General features: G+C 72.7%; 18 protein-coding genes. 9 read left to right on the forward strand and 9 right to left on the reverse strand.

Translation table 11 applies throughout. The features are described from left to right. The first annotated feature begins 1 nt into the window (after position 1). A complete protein-coding gene (locus ACZ6SQ_RS09610; RefSeq protein WP_469558588.1) occupies positions 2-682 on the forward strand; it encodes a TetR/AcrR family transcriptional regulator in 681 nt (226 codons plus the stop codon). 57 nt (positions 683-739) lie between these two features. On the opposite strand, the gene ACZ6SQ_RS09615 is transcribed toward ACZ6SQ_RS09610, so the two are convergent. Next, positions 740-1,351: a hypothetical protein gene (locus tag ACZ6SQ_RS09615; protein ID WP_469558590.1), complete on the reverse strand. Its 612-nt coding sequence runs from the start codon at positions 1,349-1,351 to the stop codon at positions 740-742. Positions 1,352-1,613: 262 nt separating this feature from the next. Between ACZ6SQ_RS09615 and ACZ6SQ_RS09620 the strand changes: the two genes are divergently transcribed. Together ACZ6SQ_RS09620 and ACZ6SQ_RS09625 are read left to right on the forward strand one after the other, a co-directional pair. Beyond that, a complete protein-coding gene (locus ACZ6SQ_RS09620; RefSeq protein WP_469558593.1) occupies positions 1,614-3,659 on the forward strand; it encodes a discoidin domain-containing protein in 2,046 nt (681 codons plus the stop codon). Positions 3,660-3,848: 189 nt separating this feature from the next. After that, complete coding sequence (locus ACZ6SQ_RS09625) at positions 3,849-4,052, forward strand: hypothetical protein (protein WP_469558596.1); 204 nt, start codon at positions 3,849-3,851, stop codon at positions 4,050-4,052. Here ACZ6SQ_RS09625 and ACZ6SQ_RS09630 read toward each other — a convergent pair. Beyond that, a complete protein-coding gene (locus ACZ6SQ_RS09630) occupies positions 4,042-7,416 on the reverse strand; it encodes a pyruvate carboxylase (protein WP_469558599.1) in 3,375 nt (1,124 codons plus the stop codon). The two genes, ACZ6SQ_RS09625 and ACZ6SQ_RS09630, sit on opposite strands and share 11 nt — an antisense overlap. Before the next feature lie 244 nt (positions 7,417-7,660). Here ACZ6SQ_RS09630 and ACZ6SQ_RS09635 point away from each other — a divergent pair, with 244 nt between their 5' ends. From ACZ6SQ_RS09635 to ACZ6SQ_RS09645, 3 genes are read left to right on the forward strand one after another with little or no spacing between them, the layout of a single operon-like run. Beyond that, positions 7,661-9,328 carry a serine/threonine-protein kinase gene (locus ACZ6SQ_RS09635; RefSeq protein ID WP_469558602.1) on the forward strand — a complete coding sequence of 556 codons (1,668 nt, stop codon included), beginning with the start codon at positions 7,661-7,663 and terminating at the stop codon, positions 9,326-9,328. Beyond that, positions 9,325-10,329: a hypothetical protein gene (locus ACZ6SQ_RS09640; RefSeq protein ID WP_469558604.1), complete on the forward strand. Its 1,005-nt coding sequence runs from the start codon at positions 9,325-9,327 to the stop codon at positions 10,327-10,329. Before ACZ6SQ_RS09635 ends, ACZ6SQ_RS09640 begins: the two co-directional genes overlap by 4 nt. A 42-nt stretch (positions 10,330-10,371) precedes the next feature. Next, positions 10,372-10,980, forward strand: a complete 609-nt coding sequence (locus ACZ6SQ_RS09645) for a hypothetical protein (RefSeq protein WP_469558605.1) — start codon at positions 10,372-10,374, stop codon at positions 10,978-10,980. A gap of 13 nt (positions 10,981-10,993) precedes the next feature. On the opposite strand, the gene ACZ6SQ_RS09650 is transcribed toward ACZ6SQ_RS09645, so the two are convergent. Beyond that, positions 10,994-11,308 carry a DUF6191 domain-containing protein gene (locus ACZ6SQ_RS09650; RefSeq protein WP_386383851.1) on the reverse strand — a complete coding sequence of 105 codons (315 nt, stop codon included), beginning with the start codon at positions 11,306-11,308 and terminating at the stop codon, positions 10,994-10,996. Positions 11,309-11,324: 16 nt separating this feature from the next. Then, positions 11,325-11,612 (reverse strand): hypothetical protein, encoded by a 288-nt coding sequence (locus ACZ6SQ_RS09655; protein WP_469558607.1) that lies wholly within the window; start codon positions 11,610-11,612, stop codon positions 11,325-11,327. A 90-nt stretch (positions 11,613-11,702) separates the two neighbouring features. On the opposite strand from ACZ6SQ_RS09655, the gene argG reads away from it, so the two are divergent. Continuing rightward, entirely contained in the window at positions 11,703-13,148 is a 1,446-nt protein-coding gene (argG, locus tag ACZ6SQ_RS09660; RefSeq protein ID WP_386383855.1) for an argininosuccinate synthase, read from the forward strand. A 127-nt stretch (positions 13,149-13,275) separates the two neighbouring features. Here the strand turns inward: argG and ACZ6SQ_RS09665 are convergent, their stop codons facing one another. Both ACZ6SQ_RS09665 and ACZ6SQ_RS09670 read right to left on the reverse strand, forming a co-directional pair. Next, positions 13,276-14,637, reverse strand: a complete 1,362-nt coding sequence (locus ACZ6SQ_RS09665) for an alpha-lytic protease prodomain-containing protein (RefSeq protein WP_469558609.1) — start codon at positions 14,635-14,637, stop codon at positions 13,276-13,278. 127 nt (positions 14,638-14,764) lie between these two features. Then, positions 14,765-15,718 carry a LysR family transcriptional regulator gene (locus tag ACZ6SQ_RS09670; RefSeq protein ID WP_469558613.1) on the reverse strand — a complete coding sequence of 318 codons (954 nt, stop codon included), beginning with the start codon at positions 15,716-15,718 and terminating at the stop codon, positions 14,765-14,767. A gap of 273 nt (positions 15,719-15,991) precedes the next feature. On the opposite strand from ACZ6SQ_RS09670, the gene ACZ6SQ_RS09675 reads away from it, so the two are divergent. Then, the gene (locus tag ACZ6SQ_RS09675; RefSeq protein ID WP_469558615.1) at positions 15,992-16,237 is read left to right on the forward strand and encodes a hypothetical protein; all 246 of its coding nucleotides are present in this window, start codon (positions 15,992-15,994) and stop codon (positions 16,235-16,237) included. An 80-nt stretch (positions 16,238-16,317) separates the two neighbouring features. Here the strand turns inward: ACZ6SQ_RS09675 and ACZ6SQ_RS09680 are convergent, their stop codons facing one another. Further along, positions 16,318-16,830, reverse strand: coding sequence for a GNAT family N-acetyltransferase (locus ACZ6SQ_RS09680; RefSeq protein WP_469558617.1), 513 nt, complete (start codon positions 16,828-16,830; stop codon positions 16,318-16,320). 229 nt (positions 16,831-17,059) lie between these two features. On the opposite strand from ACZ6SQ_RS09680, the gene ACZ6SQ_RS09685 reads away from it, so the two are divergent. Beyond that, positions 17,060-18,352 carry a flavin-containing monooxygenase gene (locus tag ACZ6SQ_RS09685; protein ID WP_469558750.1) on the forward strand — a complete coding sequence of 431 codons (1,293 nt, stop codon included), beginning with the start codon at positions 17,060-17,062 and terminating at the stop codon, positions 18,350-18,352. Between the two features lie 69 nt (positions 18,353-18,421). Here ACZ6SQ_RS09685 and ACZ6SQ_RS09690 read toward each other — a convergent pair whose 3' ends face one another. Next, complete coding sequence (locus ACZ6SQ_RS09690) at positions 18,422-19,543, reverse strand: tryptophan dimethylallyltransferase family protein (RefSeq protein ID WP_469558619.1); 1,122 nt, start codon at positions 19,541-19,543, stop codon at positions 18,422-18,424. A 353-nt stretch (positions 19,544-19,896) separates the two neighbouring features. Then, positions 19,897-21,243, reverse strand: a complete 1,347-nt coding sequence (locus ACZ6SQ_RS09695; protein WP_469558623.1) for a cytochrome P450 — start codon at positions 21,241-21,243, stop codon at positions 19,897-19,899. Positions 21,244-21,251 lie beyond the last annotated feature (8 nt).

Below are 21,251 nucleotides of genomic sequence, written 5' to 3' on the forward strand. Positions count from 1 at the left end.
ATTGGTGCGCAGGAACGATCAGCGACGGGCCGCCCTGGTGGACGCCGCCATCGAGGTGCTGGCGCGGGAGGGGGCGCGCGGTCTGACCTTCCGGGCCGTGGACGCGGAGGCCGGTGTGCCCGTCGGGACCGCCTCCAACTACTTCTCGCACCGCGACGACCTGCTCATCCAGACCGGTGGACGGGTCTACGAGCGGCTCCAGCCGGACCCGTCGGAGTTCGACCGGCTGCGCGCGGTCGAGCGGGACCAGGACCGGGACCTGTACCGGCAGGCGATGTACGCCCTGGTCGACCGGGTCGGCGGGTTCCGCTCCGGGTACCTGGCGCTGCTCGAACTGCGCCTGGAGGCCACCCGGCGCCCCGGTCTGCGCAGACTGCTGACCGAGCAGGTGCGGGGCGATCTGGAGGCGAACATCGCGTACCACGAGGCGAGCCGTCTGCCGGGCGACGCCCTCACCGTCAAGCTGCTGTACCTGGCGCTCAACTGGCTGATCGTCGAGCAGCTCACCCTCCCGGACGTGCTCTCGGAGCGCGAGCGGGAGGAACTGGTCGACGCAGCGGTCGAGCGCCTGCTGGGGGACTGGCCGAACGCGGCCGGCACGCCCTGGAGCCCTGCTGACGGGACTGCCGTGGAGGCCGACGGGCCGCGCCCGGAAACACCTGGGCCGGGCCCGTCCGTGTAGAGGCCGACGGCCCGTGCCCGAGAACACCTGGGCCGGGCCCGGCCCCGTCCGCCGCGATCAGTACAGCCTGTTGACCGCCGTCTTGGTCGTCCGCTTGAAGTCCGCCACCTGCGCATGCCGGAAGTTGCCCATCTGGGCCCACTTCACGAAGGTGACGGTCCTGCCGTCACGGCCGACCGACATCAGGGCGATGTCGGAGGCACCCCAGGTCGTGCGGGTGTGCAGCCCGTAGACGTGGGCGCCCTCCTCGACGGCGAGCTTGCCGTAGTACCTGCCGGTCGCCGACACGTCGGGGTACTGCTTCTCCAGCGCGGTCGCGCAGTCGCGGATCTTCTTGCGGAGCAGGGCGGCGAAGTCGGCGGCCTTCGTCGCGTTGCGGGCCACGACGGTCACCTGGAGCGCGTTGGTGTCGTACTCGGTCCAGAAGGCGCGGTGGCGGGAGGTCGACGGCAGTGCCTCGCCGACGCAGACCGGGAGCGGGTCGGGCTGTCCGGCTTTGACCGGACCGGCGTACCAGGCAGAGGAGGCGTGTGGCGGCAGTTCGGCCGGCTTGAGGAACTTCGGGCCGGTGGCGGCGGTCGCCGAGGGTACGGCCGCGGTGAGGGCCACGGCGGTGCCGGTCGCCACCGTGGCGAGTGCCAGCTGGATGCGTCGAGGACGGAAGGTCATGGCTTCCCCCATGGGTGGGTCGTGTGCGGATGCGGTGCCACGGCAGTGACTGTGCCTTGTACGACCTGTGGACACCCCCGACCGTTGCCCCGTGTTCCGCCACAAAAGGGTCCCATTCTTCACGGAAGGGCAACATCCGTGTCCGTCCGGGGCGTTCGGCGGATGCCGCACGGCTCTTGACTCCTCGGACCCCCCATTCGATCCTCGTCGGTAACTTTCGCTGGGCATGACAATTTCAGCTGTCCGATCTAGGGATGTGGCCATGCACCGACGCCCTCACGTCGCCGTCGTCTCGCTGCTGCTGCTCTTGCTGGCCATGGCCCTCGGCCCGGCGCCGAGTTCCGCCGCGGCGGCCGACGACTGGTGGAACCCGTCCGCGCGGCCCGCCCTGGACTCCGGGATCGGTGTCACCGGCGAACCGTTCAAGGGCACCGACTCCCGTGGCGAGGTGCGCGGGTTCGTCGACGCCCACGACCACATCTTCTCCAACGAGGCATTCGGCGGGCGCCTGTTGTGCGGCAAGCCGTTCTCCGAGGCCGGTGTCGCGGACGCGCTGAAGGACTGTCCCGAGCACTACCCGGACGGCTCGCTGGCGGTCTTCGACTTCATCACCAAGGGCGGCGACGGCCGCCACGACCCCGTCGGCTGGCCCACGTTCAAGGACTGGCCCGCCCATGACTCGCTCACCCACCAGCAGAACTACTACGCCTGGATCGAGCGCGCCTGGCGCGGCGGGCAGCGCGTCCTCGTCAACGACCTGGTCACCAACGGTGTGATCTGCTCGGTCTACTTCTTCAAGGACCGCTCCTGCGACGAGATGACCTCCATCCGGCTCCAGGCGAAGCTGACCTACGACCTCCAGGCGTACATCGACAAGCAGTACGGCGGCGCCGGAAAGGGCTGGTTCCGGGTCGTCACCGACAGCGCGCAGGCCCGGCAGGTGATCGAGCAGGGCAAACTCGCCGTCGTGCTCGGCGTGGAGACCTCCGAGCCGTTCGGCTGCAAGATGATCCTGGACATCGCGCAGTGCAGCCGGGAGGACATCGACAAGGGCCTCGACGAACTGCACGCGCTCGGGGTGCGCAGCATGTTCCTGTGCCACAAGTTCGACAACGCGCTGTGCGGCGTCCGCTTCGACTCCGGCACGCTCGGAACGGCCATCAACGTAGGCCAGTTCCTGTCCACCGGGACCTTCTGGCGCACCGAGAAGTGCACCGGCCCGCAGGCCGACAACCCCATCGGCTCGGCCTCCGCGGCCGCTGCCGAGAGCAAGCTCCCCGCGGGCGTGTCGGTGCCCTCGTACGCGGGCGACGCGCAGTGCAACGTGCGCGGGCTGACCGATCTCGGTGAGTACGCCGTGCGCGGCATGATGAAGCGCAAGATGATGCTCGAGGTCGACCACATGAGCGTCAAGGCCACCGGGCGGGTCCTCGACATCTTCGAGGCCGAGTCCTACCCCGGCGTGATCTCCTCGCACAGCTGGATGGACCTCAACTGGACCGAACGCGTCTACGCCCTCGGAGGGTTCATCGCCCAGTACATGCACGGCTCCGAGGGTTTCAGCGCGGAGGCACGGCGCACCGAGGCGCTGCGCGACAAGTACGGCGTCGGCTACGGCTACGGCACCGACATGAACGGCGTCGGCGGCTGGCCCGGCCCGCGCGGCGCGAACACCCCCGACCCCGTGCAGTACCCCTTCCGCAGCACCGACGGCGGCTCGGTCATCGACCGGCAGACCACCGGCCAGCGCACCTGGGACCTCAACACCGACGGAGCCGCCCACTACGGCCTGGTACCGGACTGGATCGAGGACATCCGGGTGACCGGCGGCCAGGACGTCGTCGACGACCTGTTCCGGGGCGCCGAGTCCTACCTCGGCACCTGGGGCGCGGCCGAACACCACCAGGCCTCCGTCAACCTGGCCAAGGGGGCACCGGCCACGGCCAGTTCGAGCGAGTGGAGCCTGTTCACCAGCTACGCGCCCGGCCGGGCCGTGGACGGCACCCGTGACACCCGCTGGGCCAGCGACTGGAGCGACGGCCAGTGGCTGCGCCTCGACCTCGGTTCGACCCGGCGGGTCGGCCGGGTCACCCTCGACTGGGAGCGCGCGTACGGCCGTTCGTACCGCGTCGACCTCTCCACCGACGGTGTCGACTGGCGCACCGTCTGGTCCACCACCGGCGGCGACGGCGGCCTCGACATCGCCGACTTCGCCGGCACACCCGCCCGCTACGTCCGCCTCCAGTTCCTCGGCCGGGCCACCAACTGGGGTTACTCACTGCACGAGGTGACGGTGCACAGCGCCTGACATCACCTCGGGTAGGCCGGTCGCGGGGAGACCCTCGCGCGAGCGGCCGGGCGACCGCGGCCGCCCGGCCGCGATCACCGTGCCCCGGACCGCACCGCCCCCACGCTCGCCCCCGCCACCAGGGCGACGGCGGCCCACCGCGTCGCGCGAGGCGGTCGCACAGGGGCGGTCGTACGGAGCCGCGCGGGAGTGGGCCATCCGCGCGGCGGCCTCGTCGCGGGCTGGACCTCGGGCGCCACCGCTCTCGTCCCGGGCGGCCTGCTGTGTCCGGCCGCCGTGACCTCGGCGGCGGCGACCACGCCCGAACTGCGCGGAACGCGGCAGGCGGGCACGGGACCCCAGGCCCCGCGCCCGCCGAAGCCCGACGGGGTCACCGCCGCACTCAGCCGATGACCACCAGCAGATCGCCGCCCTCCACCTGCTGCACCCGGTTCACGGCCAGCCGGGACACCCGGCCGGCCTTCGGCGCGGTGATGGACGCCTCCATCTTCATCGCCTCGATGGTGGCCAGCGTGGCACCGGCCTCCACCTCGTCGCCCTCCGCGGCCACCAGCGTGACCACACCGGCGAACGGCGCCGGGACATGGCCCGGGTCGGCGCGGTCGGCCTTCTCCGTCACCGGGACGTCGGAGGCCGCCGCCCGGTCACGGACCTGGATCGGACGGAGCTGGCCGTTCAGCGAGGACATCACCGTGCGCATGCCCCGCTCGTCGGCCTCACCGACGGCCTGGAGCTCGATGAGCAGCCGCACACCGGGCTCCAGATCGATGGAGTACTCCTGGCCGGGACGCAGACCGTAGAAGTAGTCCTTGCTGTCCAGGACGCTGGTGTCGCCGAACGCCTGCCGGTGGGTGTCGAACTCCCGGGTCGGCGCCGGGAACAGCAGCCGGTTCAGTGTGGGGCGCGGCTCCTTCTCCAGACCCTCTCGGTCCTCCGCGGACAGCTGTGCCATCGGCTTGGCCTCGGCCCGCCCCTGGAGCGCCCGGGTGCGGAACGGCTCGGGCCAGCCGCCGGGCGGGGTGCCCAGCTCACCACGGAGGAAGCCGATCACCGAGTCCGGGATGTCGAACCGCGAGGGCTCCGCCTCGAAGTCCTTCGGGTCCACGCCCGCGCCCACCAGGTGCAGCGCCAGGTCGCCCACCACCTTCGAGGACGGCGTGACCTTCACCAGCCGGCCCAGCATCCGGTCGGCCGCCGCGTACATCGCCTCGATCTGCTCGAAACGGTCGCCGAGACCGAGCGCGACCGCCTGGGTGCGCAGGTTGGACAGCTGACCACCCGGGATCTCGTGGTGGTAGACCCGGCCGGTCGGCGCGGACAGGCCCGCCTCGAAGGGGGCGTACACCTTGCGCACGCTCTCCCAGTACGGCTCCAGGTCGCCGACCGCCGCCAGGCTCAGACCCGTCGGCCGCTCGGAGTGGTCCGTCGCGGCGACGATCGAGGACAGCGACGGCTGCGAGGTCGTGCCGGCCATGGACGCCACCGCCCCGTCCACCGCGTCCGCGCCCGCCTGGATCGCGGCGAGGTAGGTGGCGAGCTGCCCGCCCGCGGTGTCGTGGGTGTGCAGATGCACCGGCAGGTCGAACTCCCGGCGCAGCGCCGAGACCAGCTTCGCCGCGGCCGGGGCCCGCAGCAGGCCCGCCATGTCCTTCACCGCCAGCACGTGCGCGCCCGCGTCGACGATCCGCTCGGCCAGCCGCAGGTAGTAGTCCAGCGTGTAGAGCTTCTCGGAGGGGTCCGACAGGTCGGAGGTGTAGCAGAGCGCCACCTCCGCGATCGACGTCCCCGTCTCCCGCACGGCGTCGATCGCGGGCCGCATCTGGTCGACGTCGTTCAGCGCGTCGAAGATACGGAAGATGTCGATGCCGGTGGCCGCGGCCTCCCGTACGAACGCGTCGGTGACCTCCGTCGGGTACGGGGTGTAGCCGACGGTGTTGCGGCCGCGCAGCAGCATCTGGAGACAGATGTTCGGCACGGCCTCGCGCAGCGCGGCCAGCCGCTCCCACGGGTCCTCCGCGAGGAACCGCAGCGCCACGTCGTACGTCGCGCCGCCCCAGCACTCGAGCGACAGCAGGTCGGGCAGCGTACGGGCGACCACCGGGGCGACCGCCAGCATGTCCTTGGTGCGCACCCGGGTGGCGAGCAGCGACTGATGGGCGTCACGGAACGTCGTGTCGGTGACGCCCATCGTCCGCGACTCGCGCAGCCAGCTCGCGAAGCCCTGGGGGCCCAGCTCGGCCAGCCGCTGCCGGGAGCCGGCCGGCGGCTCGCCCGCGGGCAGCGGCGGCAGCTTGCCCGCCGGCTCCGCCAGCACCGGGCGCTCGCCGTGCGGCTTGTTCACCGTCACATCGGCCAGGTACGTCAGCAGCTTCGTACCGCGGTCCGCGGAGTGGCGCGAGGTGAGCAGATGCGGACGCCGCTCGATGAACGAGGTCGTGACCCGGCCCGCCTGGAAGTCCGGGTCGTCCAGCACCGCCTGGAGGAAGGGGATGTTGGTGGCCACACCGCGGATACGGAACTCCGCGACCGCGCGCCGGGCCCGGTTCACGGCCGTGGTGAAGTCCCGGCCCCGGCAGCTCAGCTTGACCAGCATGGAGTCGAAGTGCGCGCTGATCTCCGAACCGGCGTGCGTGGTACCGCCGTCCAGCCGGATGCCGGAGCCGCCGGGGGAGCGGTAGGCGCTGATCCGGCCGGTGTCCGGGCGGAAGCCGTTCGCCGGGTCCTCGGTGGTGATACGGCACTGGAGCGCGGCGCCGCGCAGCGTGATGCTCTCCTGGGCCAGGCCGAGGTCGGCCAGCGTCTCCCCGGAGGCGATGCGCAACTGCGCCTGCACCAGGTCGACATCGGTGACCTCCTCGGTCACCGTGTGCTCGACCTGGATGCGCGGGTTCATCTCGATGAAGACGTGGTTGCCGGCCGGGTCGACGAGGAACTCCACCGTGCCCGCGTTGCGATAGCCGATCTGCCGCGCGAACCGCACGGCGTCCGCGCAGATCCGGTCCCGCAGCTCCGGGTCGAGGTTCGGCGCGGGCGCCAGCTCGATCACCTTCTGATGGCGGCGCTGCACCGAACAGTCGCGCTCGAACAGGTGGATGACATTCCCCTCGCCGTCCGCGAGGATCTGCACCTCGATGTGGCGCGGGTCGACGACGGCCTTCTCCAGGAACACCGTCGCGTCACCGAACGCCGACGCCGCCTCCCGCGAGGCCGCCTCGATCGACTCCCGCAGCTGCGCGGGGTCCTCGACCCGGCGCATACCGCGCCCGCCACCGCCCGCGACGGCCTTCACGAACACCGGGAAGCCGATCTCCCCGGCCGCCCGCACCAGCTCGTCGACGTCCCCGGAGGGCGCCGAGGAGCCGAGCACCGGCACCCCGGCCGCGCGCGCCGCGGCCACCGCACTGGCCTTGTTGCCCGTCAGCTCCAGGATCTCCGCGTCCGGGCCGACGAAGGTGATGCCCGCCTCCCGGCACGCCCGCGCCAGCTCAGGGTTCTCGGAGAGGAAGCCGTAGCCGGGATACACGGCGTCGGCCCCCGCGCGCAGGGCGGCGCCCACGATCTCCTCCACCGAGAGATACGCCCGCACCGGGTGTCCCGGCTCGCCGATCTCGTAGGCCTCGTCAGCCTTCAACCGGTGCAGAGAGTTGCGGTCCTCGTGAGGGAAGACGGCAACCGTCCGCGCGCCCAGCTCATAGCCGGCGCGGAACGCGCGAATCGCGATCTCGCCACGGTTGGCGACCAGTACCTTGCGGAACATTCGGGATCCCTTCAGCCTGGCGATGACCCGCCCATGGTGGCTTCCGTACCGTCCGGACGCTATGTGACCCGGCCCACGGACAGCATTGCTGACATGAGGCCCCGTCGGGATTTCCTCCGCGGAGTTTCCGAGATGAGACCTCCAGGGGACTGCCTCACCGCAACCGCCATGGCCGAAACTGTGTCTCTCATCGCGTCCGCCGCTCTGGAACGCCCGCGGCGGCACGGCGGCCTGGGGGGTCGGAATGAACGTATGGACGGTGCCCGGATACGCCGAGTCGCAGGAACTCGGCTCCGGGGCGAGCGGACGGGTCGTACAGGCCGTGCACCGCGACTCCGGTGTGCCCGTCGCGGTGAAGTACCTCAACGACTCGCTGCGCACCCGGCCCGGCTTCGTCCAGGAGTTCCGCGCGGAGGCCCGGCTGCTCGGCGGGCTGGACAGCCCGTACGTCGTCGGCCTCTACGAGTACGTCGAGAGCCCCGACGGTGCCGCCATCGTGATGGAACTGGTCGACGGCGTCTCCCTGCGCACCCTGCTGGCCCGCCAGACCGAGGCGCTGGAACCCGAGGCCGCGCTCGTCCTCCTCAAGGGCTCCCTGCTCGGCCTCGCCGACGCCCACCGTCTCGGCGTCGTCCACCGCGACTACAAACCCGAGAACGTCCTGGTCGCCCCGGACGGCACCTCCCGCCTCGTCGACTTCGGCATCGCGGTCGACTCCGGGATCAGCGCGGGCATCGCCGGCACGCCCGCCTACATGGCCCCCGAGCAGTGGACCGGCGCCCCGGCCTCGCCCGCCGCCGACGTGTACGCGGCGACGGCCACCTTCTTCGAGTGCCTCACCCGCCGCAAGCCGTACACCGGCGAGAACCTGGCCGAGCTGGCGCTGCGCCATGTCGACGCGCCCATCCCCGCCGAGCAGGTCCCCGCGCCGGTCCAGGGCCTGGTGCGCCGCGGACTGGCCAAGGACCCGGACCAACGCCCGACGAGCGCCCAGGACTTCGTACGGGAGCTGGAGACGGTGGCGGGCGCGGCCTACGGGCCCGACTGGGAGGAGCGCGGCCGCGGCCGGCTCGCGGCCCTGGTCGCCCTGCTGCCCCTGCTGCTGCCCTCGCCCCGCACGGCACCGCGGGGGACGACCGACATCGCGCGCACCGTCCTGGCCCCGGCCGCCCCGGCCGGCGGCGGGCTGCGCCCGTGGCTGCCGGGCCGGGCGGGAGCGCTCGTGTCCGCGGCCCTGATCGTGCTGGCCGTACTGCTGGCCTACGGGGCGCGGCCGGCCACGGGCGCGTCACCCGGCGAGGCGGCGCAGGCCCTGGCCACCACGAGCGCGGGGCCGGGCACGGAGACCACGGACCCGTCCGCGCCCTCGGCCTCGGCGTCGTCCTCCGGGAGCCCGTCGCCGTCCGCCTCGGCCTCACCGAGCGAGTCGGTCTCCGGATCCGCCTCCGCGGAGCCCTCCGCCTCGGCGACCTCGACGCCGCCCGGCGGGACGACGACACCACCGGACGGGGTGACGCCCCCGCCGGGCGGCGGCACCTCGGCCCCGCCGACCACGGACCCGCCGACCTCACCGCCCGGGCCCGTCGCGCCCGCGGTCAAGGACGTGGCGGTGGTGGAGTTCCGGCAGACCGGCCCGGTCACCGCGACGGCGACCTTCACCGTCACCACGGACGGACCCGGACCGGTGTCCGTCACGGTGTCCTGGTCCACGAGCGACACGACCTCCGCGCTGGGCACCCCGGACGGCAGCGAGACCTTCCAGCGCAGCGGCGCCACCAGCTACACGATCACCGTGGACCACACCTTCGTGACGCGCGGGTGCTACTGGTCCGTGCAGGCCACGACCAGCCCGGCCTCCGCCGACGGCGGCGCGTCGCAGACACTGCTGACCAGGCAGTGTGACATCCGATGACAGGGACCGACGACCGCATGCCCGAGCCCGAGCCCGAGGACACGACTCCCGCGTCCGAGGAGGCCGAGTACAGCGCCACCGTGCTGGCCAGCCACTGGATCCAGCGCCCGGACGGCGAGGAGGAGGGCGCGGCCGCGCCGCCGCGGCGGGAGACCGCCGCGGATCCGGTCGGCGCCGTCGAGCCGACGCTGCGCGAGCCGGCGGCCGGGCCCGCCGAGCCGACCGTACGGGAGACCGGGGCCGGCCTCTTCGAGCCCACACGGCGCGAGAGCCCGGCCGATCCGTTCGTGCCCACGGTGCGCGAGCCCGGGGCGGGCGTGGCCGAGCCCACCCGCAGGGTGACCGGAGCCGGCCCCCTCGAGCCGACCCGCCGCGACGGCGGGCCCGGCCCCGCGGCGCCGACCTGGCCCGAGGCGGCCGGGGAGTACCCCGACGAGCCGACGCGACGGGCGCACCCCAGCGGTCCGGCGCAGCCGGACGGGCCCGGCGCGACCGCGCCGGACCGGGTCGAGGGCACCGTGCTGCGGTTCGGCCCCGGAGTCACCGCGGCCGTCGCCCAGCGCACCCAGCGGCCGCTGCCGGTCGTGCCCGCGCCCCGCGTTCCCCTCCGCCGGCGCCTGCGCCGCCACACCCTCCCCGCCGTGGTGTTCCTCTGTGTGCTGGCCTTCCTCGCCTGGCAGCGGCTCGGAGCGCCGATCGAGGTGCGCACGGTCACCGTCACGACCAGCCCGTCGGCGCTGGAGTGCGGCGGTACGACCGACGTCTCCGCCCGTGTGTCCACCAACGGCCGTCCCGGCACGCTGACCTACCGCTGGGTCCGCAGCGACGGCACCTCCTCCGCCGTGCTGCGCGAACGCCTCGCCCGGGGCCAGCGGCACGCGAACCTGCATCTGCGCTGGACCTTCGAGGGCGAGGGCCGTCACCAGGGCCAGGCCGAACTGCGCATCCTCAGCCCGTCCGAGCGCACCGCGACGGCACAGGTGACGTACGACTGCCCCTGACGGCCTCCGGACGCCGGGGCAGGGCCGGTTAGGGTCACCGCCATGGGGCTCGACATCACCGTGCTGATCGCCGACTGGTCCTGGCTGACCGAAGTGCCGCCCGGCGAACGGCTGGAGCGCCTCCGGGACGCCTGGTACGACGACGCCACGGGGCTCTGGGACCCCGACGCCCCGGTGGCCGACTCCGGCTGGGTCCGGCCGCGCGGCCCAGGACACTTCGAGATCCATGAGTTCCGGCACAGCGCCGGGTCGTTCAAGCCGCACTTCTGGGCGGGGCACCGCTGGGAGGCGCTGCGCGGCCACGTCGACCCGCCGCTGCGGGCCGAGGTGGACGCCCTGCTGCTCGGGCTGGTCTGGCCGGGTCCTGACGGCCTCGCGGAGCAGACCGACCCGGAGGTCTTCGGCGGCGACCCGTCCGCCCGCGGACTGCTGCTGGCCCGGCCGCCCGGGGCCGTGCGCGAGCTGGCCGATTGCTGGCGGCGGATACACCCGGCCCTCGGCGGCCTGCGCGAGGCGTTCACCGAGCACGCCGCCGCCCCCGGAGGATGGGCCGGCGACTTCGACGCGTACCGGGAACTGCTCCAGGGATGGGGAACCGTCGTCACCGAGGCCGCCCGCCGGGGCTGGGCGGTGGTGGGCCTCGCCGAGTAGCGGGCGCCGGCCGTCAGGGCCGGGGCATCCGGACGACGGCCGTGCCGCCGTCGAGGTCGACCGTCGTGCGGTGCGGCGGGGCCCCGTCCTCCTCGTCGTCGCGCAGGACGAGCGACGACCGGCGTTCCCGTAGCTCGTGCTCCTTGCCGGCGGACAGGGTGGCGTGCAGCTGCTCGAAGCCGGTCGCCGAGACCTGTCCCGCCCGCGCGTTGTTCCGCCAGGGCAGCAGCCCCGCGCGCCCGGCGTGCAGCAGCGCCTGGTCGACCAGGGCCAGCGCGGTCAGCAGGATGACCAGACCGGGCAGGGTCATGAACACGGCGAATCCCATGGCCCCAGTATGCGGGTCACTGCTCCGCGGCCGGTTCCTCCGGATGACGTACGGCCTTCTTCACGTCGTCCTCGACCTGATTGCGGGCGGTGCCCTGTTCCTGGGCGTACTCCGTGACCGACTGCTGCACGTCACGGGCCAGGTCGCGCCAGGCGCGCCAGGCCGTCTCGTAGACCTCGGTCTGGTGCCCGGTCCACGGGTGCTGCGCCGGGGGTCCGTACTGGTCGCGCAGGTCCTCGACGCGTAGGTGCGCCGCGTCGGCCGCGCGCTGCTTCTCGATCAGCTCTTCGAGGGTGTGCGCCACCTTGTGATCGTAAGAAGGGCCGGCCGATCCCGCGCGGCGACGACTCCACCCCCGGTTGCATGGTCATGCATTGTCATGCATACTCTTCCTATGTCCAAGGTCCTCACTTCCCTTCCGGCCGGCGAGCGCGTCGGTATCGCCTTCTCCGGCGGCCTCGACACCTCGGTCGCCGTCGCGTGGATGCGCGACAAGGGTGCAGTCCCCTGCACCTACACGGCCGACATCGGCCAGTACGACGAGCCCGACATCGCCTCGGTGCCCGGCCGCGCGAAGACCTACGGCGCCGAGATCGCGCGCCTCGTGGACTGCCGAGCCGCGCTCGTCGAGGAGGGCCTGGCCGCGCTCGCCTGCGGCGCGTTCCACATCCGCTCCGGCGGGCGGGCGTACTTCAACACCACGCCGCTCGGCCGTTCGGTCACCGGCACCCTGCTGGTCCGGGCGATGCTCGAGGACGACGTCCAGATCTGGGGCGACGGCTCGACCTACAAGGGCAACGACATCGAGCGGTTCTACCGCTACGGCCTGCTCGCCAACCCGCACCTGCGGATCTACAAGCCCTGGCTGGACGCGCACTTCGTGACCGAGCTGGGCGGCCGCAAGGAGATGTCGGAGTGGCTGCTCGCCCACGAGCTCCCCTACCGTGACAGCCCGGAGAAGGCCTACTCCACGGACGCCAACATCTGGGGCGCCACCCACGAGGCCAAGACCCTGGAGCACCTGGACACCGGCATCGAGACCGTCCAGCCGATCATGGGCGTACGGTTCTGGGACCCTGAGGTCGAGATCCTCGCCGAGGACGTCACCATCGGCTTCGAGCAGGGCCGCCCCGTGACGATCAACGGCAAGGAGTTCGCCACCGCCGTCGATCTCGTCCTGGAGGCCAACGCCATCGGCGGGCGGCACGGACTGGGCATGTCCGACCAGATCGAGAACCGGATCATCGAGGCCAAGAGCCGCGGCATCTACGAGGCGCCCGGCATGGCCCTGCTGCACGCGGCCTACGAGCGCCTGGTCAACGCCATCCACAACGAGGACACCCTCGCCCAGTACCACAGCGAGGGCCGTCGCCTCGGCCGGCTGATGTACGAGGGCCGCTGGCTGGACCCGCAGGCGCTGATGATCCGCGAGTCGCTCCAGCGCTGGGTCGGCGCGGCCGTCACCGGCGAGGTGACCCTGCGGCTGCGGCGCGGCGAGGACTACTCGATCCTCGACACCACGGGCCCGGCCTTCAGCTACCACCCCGACAAGCTGTCGATGGAGCGCACCGAGGACTCGGCCTTCGGCCCGTCGGACCGCATCGGCCAGCTCACCATGCGCAACCTCGACATCGCCGACTCGCGCGCCCGGCTCGAGCAGTACGCGAGCCTCGGCCTGATCGGCACCGCGGGCCCGGCGGTCGGCGCCGCCCAGGCGGCCGCCACCGGTCTGATCGGCGCGATGCCCGAGGGCGGCGCCGAGGCCATCGCCTCCCGCGGCGAGGTCTCCGAGGAGGACGAGGTGCTGGACCGCGCGGCGATGGAGTCCGGCACGGACTGACCGCACCGGCCGCACCGACCGCACAGGCCGCGCGGACCGACCGCACCGGCCGCCCGGGACCCCCGGACGACGAAGCCCGGGTACGGCGATGCCGTACCCGGGCTCCGGCCTGCGCCAGCAGGCGTCGTCAGGCGCGCTGCCAGAGCGCCGGCACGTTCGGCGGCTCCCAGCCCGGCTGGGCCTGGTGGCCCTGGAGACACCGGTAGGTCGCGCCGCCGTAGGTCACCGTCGCGCCCGCCTGGTAGACGGTGCCCGCCTTCCAGGTGCCGCCCGGCTCACCGGGTTCGCCCGGCTCGCCCGGTCCGCTGGTGGTGGTCTTCAGGGTGAGGCCGTAGGACTGGAGGATCGGGTTGATGGGCTGGAAGAAGGTCGTCCCGCCCGAGCTGCAGTTCCCCGAGCCGCCCGAGGTGACGCCCTGGGCCTGGCTGCCCGAGATGTAGGAGCCGCCCGAGTCGCCCGGCTCGGCGCACACCGTCGTCCGGGTGACACCGGAGACGGTGCCCTCCTGGTAGGTCACGCTGGTGTTGTGCTGCTGGACCGTTCCGCAGTGCCAGCCCGTGGTGGAGCCGGAGCGGCACACGGAGGCGCCGACCGCCGCCTGGGTGGAGCCGGCCACCTGGGCGGACGAGCCGTTCACATAGGGCGTCGCCGTCCAGTTGGAGTTCACCGCCACCCACGCCATGTCGTTGCCCGGGAAGACCGAGGCCTGGAAGGTGCCCTGAGCCACCCGGTTGGAGCCGCTGGTGGTGGCGCCGGCCCGGCCGCAGTGGCCGGCCGTCGCGAAGCCGTGCTGGGTGCCCCGGGTCACCGGGAAACCGATCGAGCAACGGCCGCCGCTGCCCATGTAGTACGCGTCGCCGCCCCGCAAGTCGTACAGCGGGCGGGGACGTTCGGCGGACACCACGGTCCGGACGAGCGAGGCGTCGACGCCCGCGGCCCCGAGGACCTCGCGTGCGGCGTCCGGTCGTACGGCCTGCACGACCAGGGAGTTGGTGCGGACGTCCACGTACCAGACCGGGGTGTCGGCGGTGTCGTGCCGGGCCGCGTAACGGTCCAGGCGGGCCTTGGCCGCGTCCAGGTCGGCCAGCGAGCGGCCCACCACGAGCGCCCGGGCGCCCCGCGCCTCGATGGCCGCCGCGTCGGCGGCGTCCGTCGTGGCCACGGTCAGCGTCGCGGACTCCGCGCCGCGCACCCACGCGCCGGCGAAGTCCGTACCGAGCGCGGCGCGCAGCACACCCGCGGTGGCACCCGCCTCGGCCTCGTTGGCCAGCCGGCGCTCCGCCTGGCCACGGTCGAGACCGAGGTCGCGCTGCATGGCGCGCAGCAGGGCGGGCGGAGCGTCGGCGGTCCGCAGGGTGGCGGCGGCCCGGGAGGGCGCGTCGGCGTCGGCGTCGGCGCCGGCGCTCGCGGTGCCGCTGAGCCCGGCCACGAGCAGGGCGCCGGCCGCCGCCGTGGCGGCACACAGGGCTCTGGCATGTCGTCGGAGCATGGGGGAGGTCTCCTCGGAATCGGTGGGGGAGGTGCCGAAACCGTAGGGAAGCGCCGCCGACTCGCATAAGACGTCGGCCGACCCCCTGCCCCGGTGTTATGGAAGCCCCGCGTAGACGGGGAGTCGGTCAGTCCCGGGCGCCGTGGACCGCGAGCCACTCGGCGTAGCTGTCGCTGCGCGCCGCCGCGCCCGCGTGCGCGCCGCGGGCCTGCGCCAGCACGGTCGCGGCGCGGTCCGGCTGCTGGGTCGCGGGGTGCCAGCCCAGCAGATGACGCCAGTTGAGCGGCGTACCGGCGAGCGGCCGGGTAGTGATCCCGGGCGTCGGCGGGAAGGTGGCCCGGCACAGCCCCACGGCCCGGCCCACCTGCACCAGATGCACGCAGGACGCGGTGTCCGTCTCGTACATGCGCCGCGGCGTGAACCCGGCGCGGGCGCAGGCCGCCGTGAAGCAGTCCGCGAAGCAGCCGTCGCCGGGCACACAGGCCCACTCCTCGCCCGCCAGCGCGGCCAGGTCGAGTTCCTCCGGTCCCAGGGCGAGCCGGTGGCCCTCGGGGAGCATCACGAACACCGGGTCGACGGCGATCTCCTCCCAGATCAGCTGCGGGGCGCCGGGCGGCGGAGCGGAGCCGCAGGTGCCGGCCAGGGCGAAGTCCAGGCGGCCCTCGGTGAGCAGTTCCGCGAGTTCGCGCTCGGACCAGGAGGCGCAGGTCGTGACCGTGGCCTCGGGCGCCGCGTCGGCGAGCCGGTCCACCAGCGCGCCGAGCAGCGGGCCGTGGGTGCCGCCCAGCCGCAGCCGTTCCCACGTACGGCGGGTCCGGGCGAACCGGGCCGCCTCACGCTGGAGTTCGCTGACCGCGGGCAGCACGATCCGGGTGCGTTCCAGCACCAGTTCGCCCAGCGCGGTCGCCCGCACGCCGAACCGCCCCCGCTCGAAAAGGGTCCCGCCCAGGGTCCGTTCGATGCGGCGCAACTGCGCGCTGAGCGCGGGCTGTGCCAGCCCCAGTTCCGCCGCGGCCCGGGTGAGACTGCCCGCCTCCGCGATCGCCCGGATGGTTCTCAGGTGCCGCAACTCCAACTCCATGCTGGGAGCTTGCGGCGCGGGGGCGGGGACGGCAAGGGTTTGGTACGGACCAGTGGCGATATGTGCCCGAGTCGTGTCGTGGGACCGGTGTCCGGGGCCGCCCCGGCGGCACGGGATCCCTGGAACGCCGGCGGGCCGACGGGGAATTTCCGCCGCCGCCCGGACGTATTACCTGTCGAGGACGGAGATCCGGGACCGGGTACCCGAAGGGGCGCCCGAGGTCACGGCCCGCTCCTCAGAAGACCCACGGTGCACGACGGAGGGGGAGCAGCCATGAAGGCCGACGACGCGAGCGGGCAGGTCCGGACGGACGAGCAGGTCGAGACCACTCTGGCCGACGGACGACGCATGACCCTGACGCTTCCGGCCACGGACGCGCCCTGGGCCGCGGACGGCATAGCCGCGCTGCGCGTCGTCCCGCCCACCCACACCGGCCGCGCCGAAGCACCGGCCCCGCTGCGGGAGCAGCCGCCGCTGCCGCTGGAGACCGCCCTGCTGCTCGGCGGCCCGGTGCTCTGAGACACCGTCACGGGGACGGCATGCCGGAGCAGGGCGCGCACGCGTGTCTCCGCGCGCCCCTGCTCCAGGACCCGTCGGCCTCAGCGCACCAGTTCCGAGGCCAGCAGGTCCATGAGCAGGCCGTCGTGCCATGTGCCGTCGGAGCCGCGTTCGTACTGCCGCATCACACCCACCGGGCGGAAGCCGGCCTTGGTGTAGCAGCGGATCGCGGGGAGGTTGTCGGCGGCCGGGTCGATGATCAGGCGGTGGTAGTGGTGGTCGTCGACGAGATGGCGGGCCAGCGTGCGGACGGCGTCGGTGCCCAGGCCCCGGCCGTGCACGTCGGGCGAGAGGAAGAGGTCCATGCCGGCGTGCCGGTAGTCGGGGTCGTCCTCCGCGTACCACTGGATCAGCCCGGCGATCCCGCCCTCGACCTCGATGGCGTAGGTGTGGGTGCCGGGGTCGTCGAGGTCCGCGGCGACCTCCGCGCTGAGATCGTCGCCGCCGCGCCAGCGGGCCCTGACCTCGGGCGTGGCGCGGATGGCCGCCAGTGCGGGGACGTCGGCGGGGGTGGCGGGACGCAGGACGACATGGGTACCGCGCAGCACGGTCATGCGGACGAAGCCTACGCCCATTGATCGCGTCGCGGCCCTGAGCGGACTGTCAGCGGCCGGTCCACGGCCGCGCGGCGGCCGGATGCGGCGGAGCACCTCCATCGCGGCCGCCCGGTCCACCGCGTCGTCAAGGTGCCCCCCGGGGCGCGGTGTTGCAGATCACCGTGTGAAGGTTGAGTGAGAGGGCAAGGATCTTGCCTGCGGACCTTCGACACCTGTGGGGGACTTCTTGAGCGTGTGTGTGATCGGTGCGGGCTTGTCGGGGCTGGCGGTCACCCATGCCCTCGCGATGCGAGGCGTCGACTTCGTGTGCCTGGAGAAGGCACCGGACGTGGGCGGCATCTGGCGCCAGCCGCAGGCGGGGGAGCGGGGGCCGGGGTATCAGGCGCTGCATCTGAACTCCGCCAAGGATCTGACCGGTTACGCCGGCTACCCGATGCACGACGCGCTCCCCCTCTACCCGCGGCACAGCGAGATGGCCGCCTATCTGCGGTCCTTCGCCGACTGGGCCGGGGTGAGCGACAGGATCGAGCTGCGCACCGAGGTCGTCTCGGTGCGGCAGGCGGCCGACGGGACATGGACCGTCGTCAGCCGGGACGCGTACGGAGCCGAGCGCACGCGCCGGTTCGGACACGTGGTCGTCGCCTCGGGGCACAACACGCTCCCGAACATGCCGAATCCACTGCCGTACGGCGCCGACTCCTTCGGCGGCAAGATCCTGCACGCCCTCGACTACCACGACGGCCGGGACTTCGACGGACAGCGCGTGGTCGTCGTGGGACTCGGCGCGTCGGCCGTCGACATCGCCGCCGATCTGTCCCGGCATGCGGCGCGGACGGTGCTCTCGGTCCGCCGCGGGCTGCACATCCTGCCGAAGCAGCTGTACGGCCTGGCGCTGGACCATATAGCCAACGCCCCCTGGTGGACCCGGATGTCGCTGCCGGAGCAGCGTGCCTTCATCGAGCAGGCCCTGCTGGTGGCGCGGGGCAGACTGGCCGACTACGGACTGCCCGAGCCCGATCACCCGATCTTCGCCTCCGCGGTGACCATCTCCGACGACATCCTCAGCCGGATACGTCATGGCGGGGTGATCCCCCGGCCCGCGATCCACTCGATGGCCGGGAACGTGGTGCGGTTCGCCGACGGGAGCGAGGAGGAGGCCGACGCGATCGTCTACTGCACCGGCTACCGGATGTCGTTCCCGTTCCTGCCGGCCGGCTGGCCGACAGGGCCGCGCGGGTCGGTCGAGCTGTACAAGCGGGTCGTCGCGCCCGAGCTGCCGGGGCTGTACTTCATCGGTCTGATCCGTCCGGTGGGGACGATCACCCGGCTCGTGGAGGCCCAGTGCGCCTGGGTCGCCAGGATCGTGTCCGGTGAGCTTCGGCTGCCGTCCGTGGACGTCATGCGGGAGGAGATCGCCACCCATCTGAGCGGTGTCGCCGAGAGGTACGGGGAGGGCGAGAGCTCCTCCATCCAGGTCGACGTGGTTCCCTACCTGCGGCAGCTCGACGCGGACGGCTGATGCGGGTCCGCCCTCGGGCGCAGGGTGCGGGCGGATCCGACCGCACCCTCGGTGACGTGCACATGACACTCAGTGAGCCGACGCCGTCCGCTGGACGGGCATCGTCGCCGGGGGGCGTACCGCGTAGGCCTCGGACGAGAGATAGACGGTCACTCGCGGGGCCCGTCCGTGCTGGTGGGCGAGCGCCAGATAGGCGATGAGGCCTACACCGTCCTCCAGTCGTCGGCCGGTGACCGCGGACACGGCCCGGTGCAGCGGCCCGGGGTCCATGCCGTAACGGTTCAGCAGGGTGACCGCGCGGTCCAGGGACTCCCCGTCGTGCCGGGCGTAGTCGCGAACCGGGATATACAGAGTGAAGCCGTCGGGCGTCCCGGTCGTGGCGTCGGTCAGGACGTGGCAGGACTGGCCGGGCCGCCGGCCGAGCCTCACATCCTCACCCGGCATGCTGCCGGTGGCGGTGCGGAAGAACTCCTCGATCTCGGCCCGCTCCGGTCCCGGCGACATCCGCGGCAGACCGGCCGACTCCTCGGCCGACAGGCCGTGATGGGCGAGGTAGACCTTCACCCGGGGCACGTCCCAGTCGCCCAGATCCAGGGCGAAGAACAGGGGGCGGCCGGTGTCGGGCAGCGAGGCGTACGCCTCCCGGTGGCCGAGCCGGTCCAGCGCGTCGCGCACGGTCGCCGCCGCGTGGTCCTGGCCCGCCGCGGCCGGGTTCAGATAGACCTTGACCTTCGGCACGCCACCCGCGCGCAGTTCCAGCGCACACCACAGCGCGAGCGGGCCCTGGGCGTCGGGAAGGAAGAACAGGTCCTCCAACTCGTCCAGCCGCCGGGTCGAGAAGCCCCACCGCCGTCCCATCGACCGTACGGCGTCCAGGCCGGCCCGGCCGCTCAGCTCGGTGGTCGCCGCTCCGCACCCCGGCTCCAGCAGAACCCGCAGCTCGGGCGCGGCGCCCGCGGTGAACGAGAGGGAGAACTCCACCGGGGTGTGGTCGTCGGACAGGAAGCTGAGGTCCGGTGGCGGCTGGTCCAAGGGCTGCTCGGCCACGTGCCCGAGGGTCTGCGTGACCACCTTCGCGTACGACACGGAGTCGGCGGGCGGCAGCTCGGCGACCTCGCACAGTCTGAGGAGCTGACGGCCAGTGAAGTCGCCCAGAGCCGGTGCGGCGAGGGCGTTGCGGCTCGGCGTCATGGGTGCCTCCGGCTTCTGCCGCCGTGCGCGACCGGAGCGGAGGGAGCCGGGCACCCAAGAAGATACCCGCCTGCTCGGGCGGGTATCTTCCCTTCCTGCCTGTGAAGTTGGCTTCTTGCGCCCGTGCCGTGGGCCGGCCGGCCTGACGGGGCCGGGCGGAGCACAGCGGAGCCGGCGGGTATGCGAAACACGAACCGTCCTTGGGCCGAGAACCGTTGAGGAAACGCGGTGATCATTACCCGGGCGCTTGAAGCTTCATGCAGTCCTGTGTGGACGATGAGTGTTGTGTGAATCACCTCGTCCACTTATGGCTTAGTTGCGGATCATGTGGCTGGATTCCCCGCTCCGGTCGGTCACTTGGCCAGCCAGTTGAGGAACGAGCTCCACAGACCGGTCCGTTCGCCACGCGCCCCGCTCTGCGCGGGCTGCTGGACCTGCTCACCCTGCGCGCTCTGGGCGGCGGGCCGCCGCACCGGCTGCACGGGGGTGAATCGCGCGGGCAGCGTGGCCAGACCCCGGTTGAACGGACCGGGACGCCACGTCAGGATGTCCTCGGGCACGGCGAGTTCGACGTCGGGCAGCCGGTTCAGCAGGTGCTCGATCGCCGTGATCGTGATCTGACGCGCGGTCTCCTTGGACGGGCACGCGTGCGGGCCCGCGCTCCAGGCGAGGTGCGCCCGGTTGCTGCCCGCCTGACGGGCCGTCGACAGCGCGGGGCCGGTGTTGGCGGCCGCGAAGCTGACCAGCATCAGATCGCCCGCGCGCACCTTCTCCCCGCCGAACTCCATGTCGGTGGCAGGGAAGTGCGCGCCCAGGTTCTGCATGGGCGGGTTCTCCCACAGCGTGTCGTCGATCGCGTCGTCGATCAGACCGCCGGCGTTGGCGTACGCGTCATGGGTGAGCAGCCGGTGCAGGGTGTTGCCGATCAGGTTGCGCAGCGGCTCGTTGCCGCCGACGAGCAGCAGTGCGATCTGGTGCACCATCTCCTCGTTGGTGAGGTCGGCCTGATGCTGCATCAGCCACGAGGTGATGTCCTCGCCCGGCCTGGCCCGCTTCAGCGCGATCAGTTCGCCGATGGCGGTGTACATCACCTCGGCCGCCTTCTCGGCGTTGATCCCGTCGAACAGGCCCGTCGCGCCGAACAGCACCCGGTCGCCGATCTCGGCGGGGCAGCCGAAGAGTTCGTTGAAGACGAACAGCGGCAGCTGCTTGGCGTAGTCGCCGAGCAGGTCGACCGAGCCGCGCTGGGAGAACTGGCCGATCAGGTACTCGGCCACACGCTCGGTGCTCTGGCTGAGCTTACGCGTGTCCACCCGCGCCATGGTGTCGGTGATCGCCTGGCGCAGCCTCAGATGCTCGGCGCCGTCGGTGAACATGCAGTTCTGCCGGTAGGCGAGCACCGGCAGGATCGGGCTGTCCGCCGGGATGCGGCCCTCGTTGAGGTCCCGCCAGCGCCGCGAGTCCTTGCGGAAGGACGTCGAGTCCTGGAGGAGGTGCAGCGCGGTGGCGTAGTCGGTGACCAGGGTCGCCTCGACGCCCGGGGCGATCTCGACGGGCGCGGTGGGCCCGTAGTGGCGCAGGTAGTCGTAGTACGACTGCGGGTCGGCCGCGAACTCCGGCCCGTGCAGCGGCACTCGGGCACCGGAGCCGTGCGCCGGGCACCCCGGCGGGGGCACGGGGGCGGTGGAACGGTCGTCCATGTTCTGGC

The organism is Streptomyces sp. NPDC048600, from assembly GCF_055587025.1.

What these genes read in the sequence shown, in the direction of transcription:
- ACZ6SQ_RS09615 (WP_469558590.1), bottom strand. Translation starts at nt 1,351, where the DNA reads ATGACCTTCCGTCCTCGACGCATCCAGCTGGCACTCGCCACGGTGGCG.
- ACZ6SQ_RS09620 (WP_469558593.1), top strand. Translation starts at nt 1,614, where the DNA reads ATGCACCGACGCCCTCACGTCGCCGTCGTCTCGCTGCTGCTGCTCTTG.
- ACZ6SQ_RS09630 (WP_469558599.1), bottom strand. Translation starts at nt 7,416, where the DNA reads ATGTTCCGCAAGGTACTGGTCGCCAACCGTGGCGAGATCGCGATTCGC.
- ACZ6SQ_RS09635 (WP_469558602.1), top strand. Translation starts at nt 7,661, where the DNA reads ATGAACGTATGGACGGTGCCCGGATACGCCGAGTCGCAGGAACTCGGC.
- ACZ6SQ_RS09640 (WP_469558604.1), top strand. Translation starts at nt 9,325, where the DNA reads ATGACAGGGACCGACGACCGCATGCCCGAGCCCGAGCCCGAGGACACG.
- ACZ6SQ_RS09645 (WP_469558605.1), top strand. Translation starts at nt 10,372, where the DNA reads ATGGGGCTCGACATCACCGTGCTGATCGCCGACTGGTCCTGGCTGACC.
- ACZ6SQ_RS09650 (WP_386383851.1), bottom strand. Translation starts at nt 11,308, where the DNA reads ATGGGATTCGCCGTGTTCATGACCCTGCCCGGTCTGGTCATCCTGCTG.
- argG (WP_386383855.1), top strand. Translation starts at nt 11,703, where the DNA reads ATGTCCAAGGTCCTCACTTCCCTTCCGGCCGGCGAGCGCGTCGGTATC.
- ACZ6SQ_RS09665 (WP_469558609.1), bottom strand. Translation starts at nt 14,637, where the DNA reads ATGCTCCGACGACATGCCAGAGCCCTGTGTGCCGCCACGGCGGCGGCC.
- ACZ6SQ_RS09670 (WP_469558613.1), bottom strand. Translation starts at nt 15,718, where the DNA reads ATGGAGTTGGAGTTGCGGCACCTGAGAACCATCCGGGCGATCGCGGAG.
- ACZ6SQ_RS09675 (WP_469558615.1), top strand. Translation starts at nt 15,992, where the DNA reads ATGAAGGCCGACGACGCGAGCGGGCAGGTCCGGACGGACGAGCAGGTC.
- ACZ6SQ_RS09680 (WP_469558617.1), bottom strand. Translation starts at nt 16,830, where the DNA reads ATGACCGTGCTGCGCGGTACCCATGTCGTCCTGCGTCCCGCCACCCCC.
- ACZ6SQ_RS09690 (WP_469558619.1), bottom strand. Translation starts at nt 19,543, where the DNA reads ATGACGCCGAGCCGCAACGCCCTCGCCGCACCGGCTCTGGGCGACTTC.
- ACZ6SQ_RS09695 (WP_469558623.1), bottom strand. Translation starts at nt 21,243, where the DNA reads ATGGACGACCGTTCCACCGCCCCCGTGCCCCCGCCGGGGTGCCCGGCG.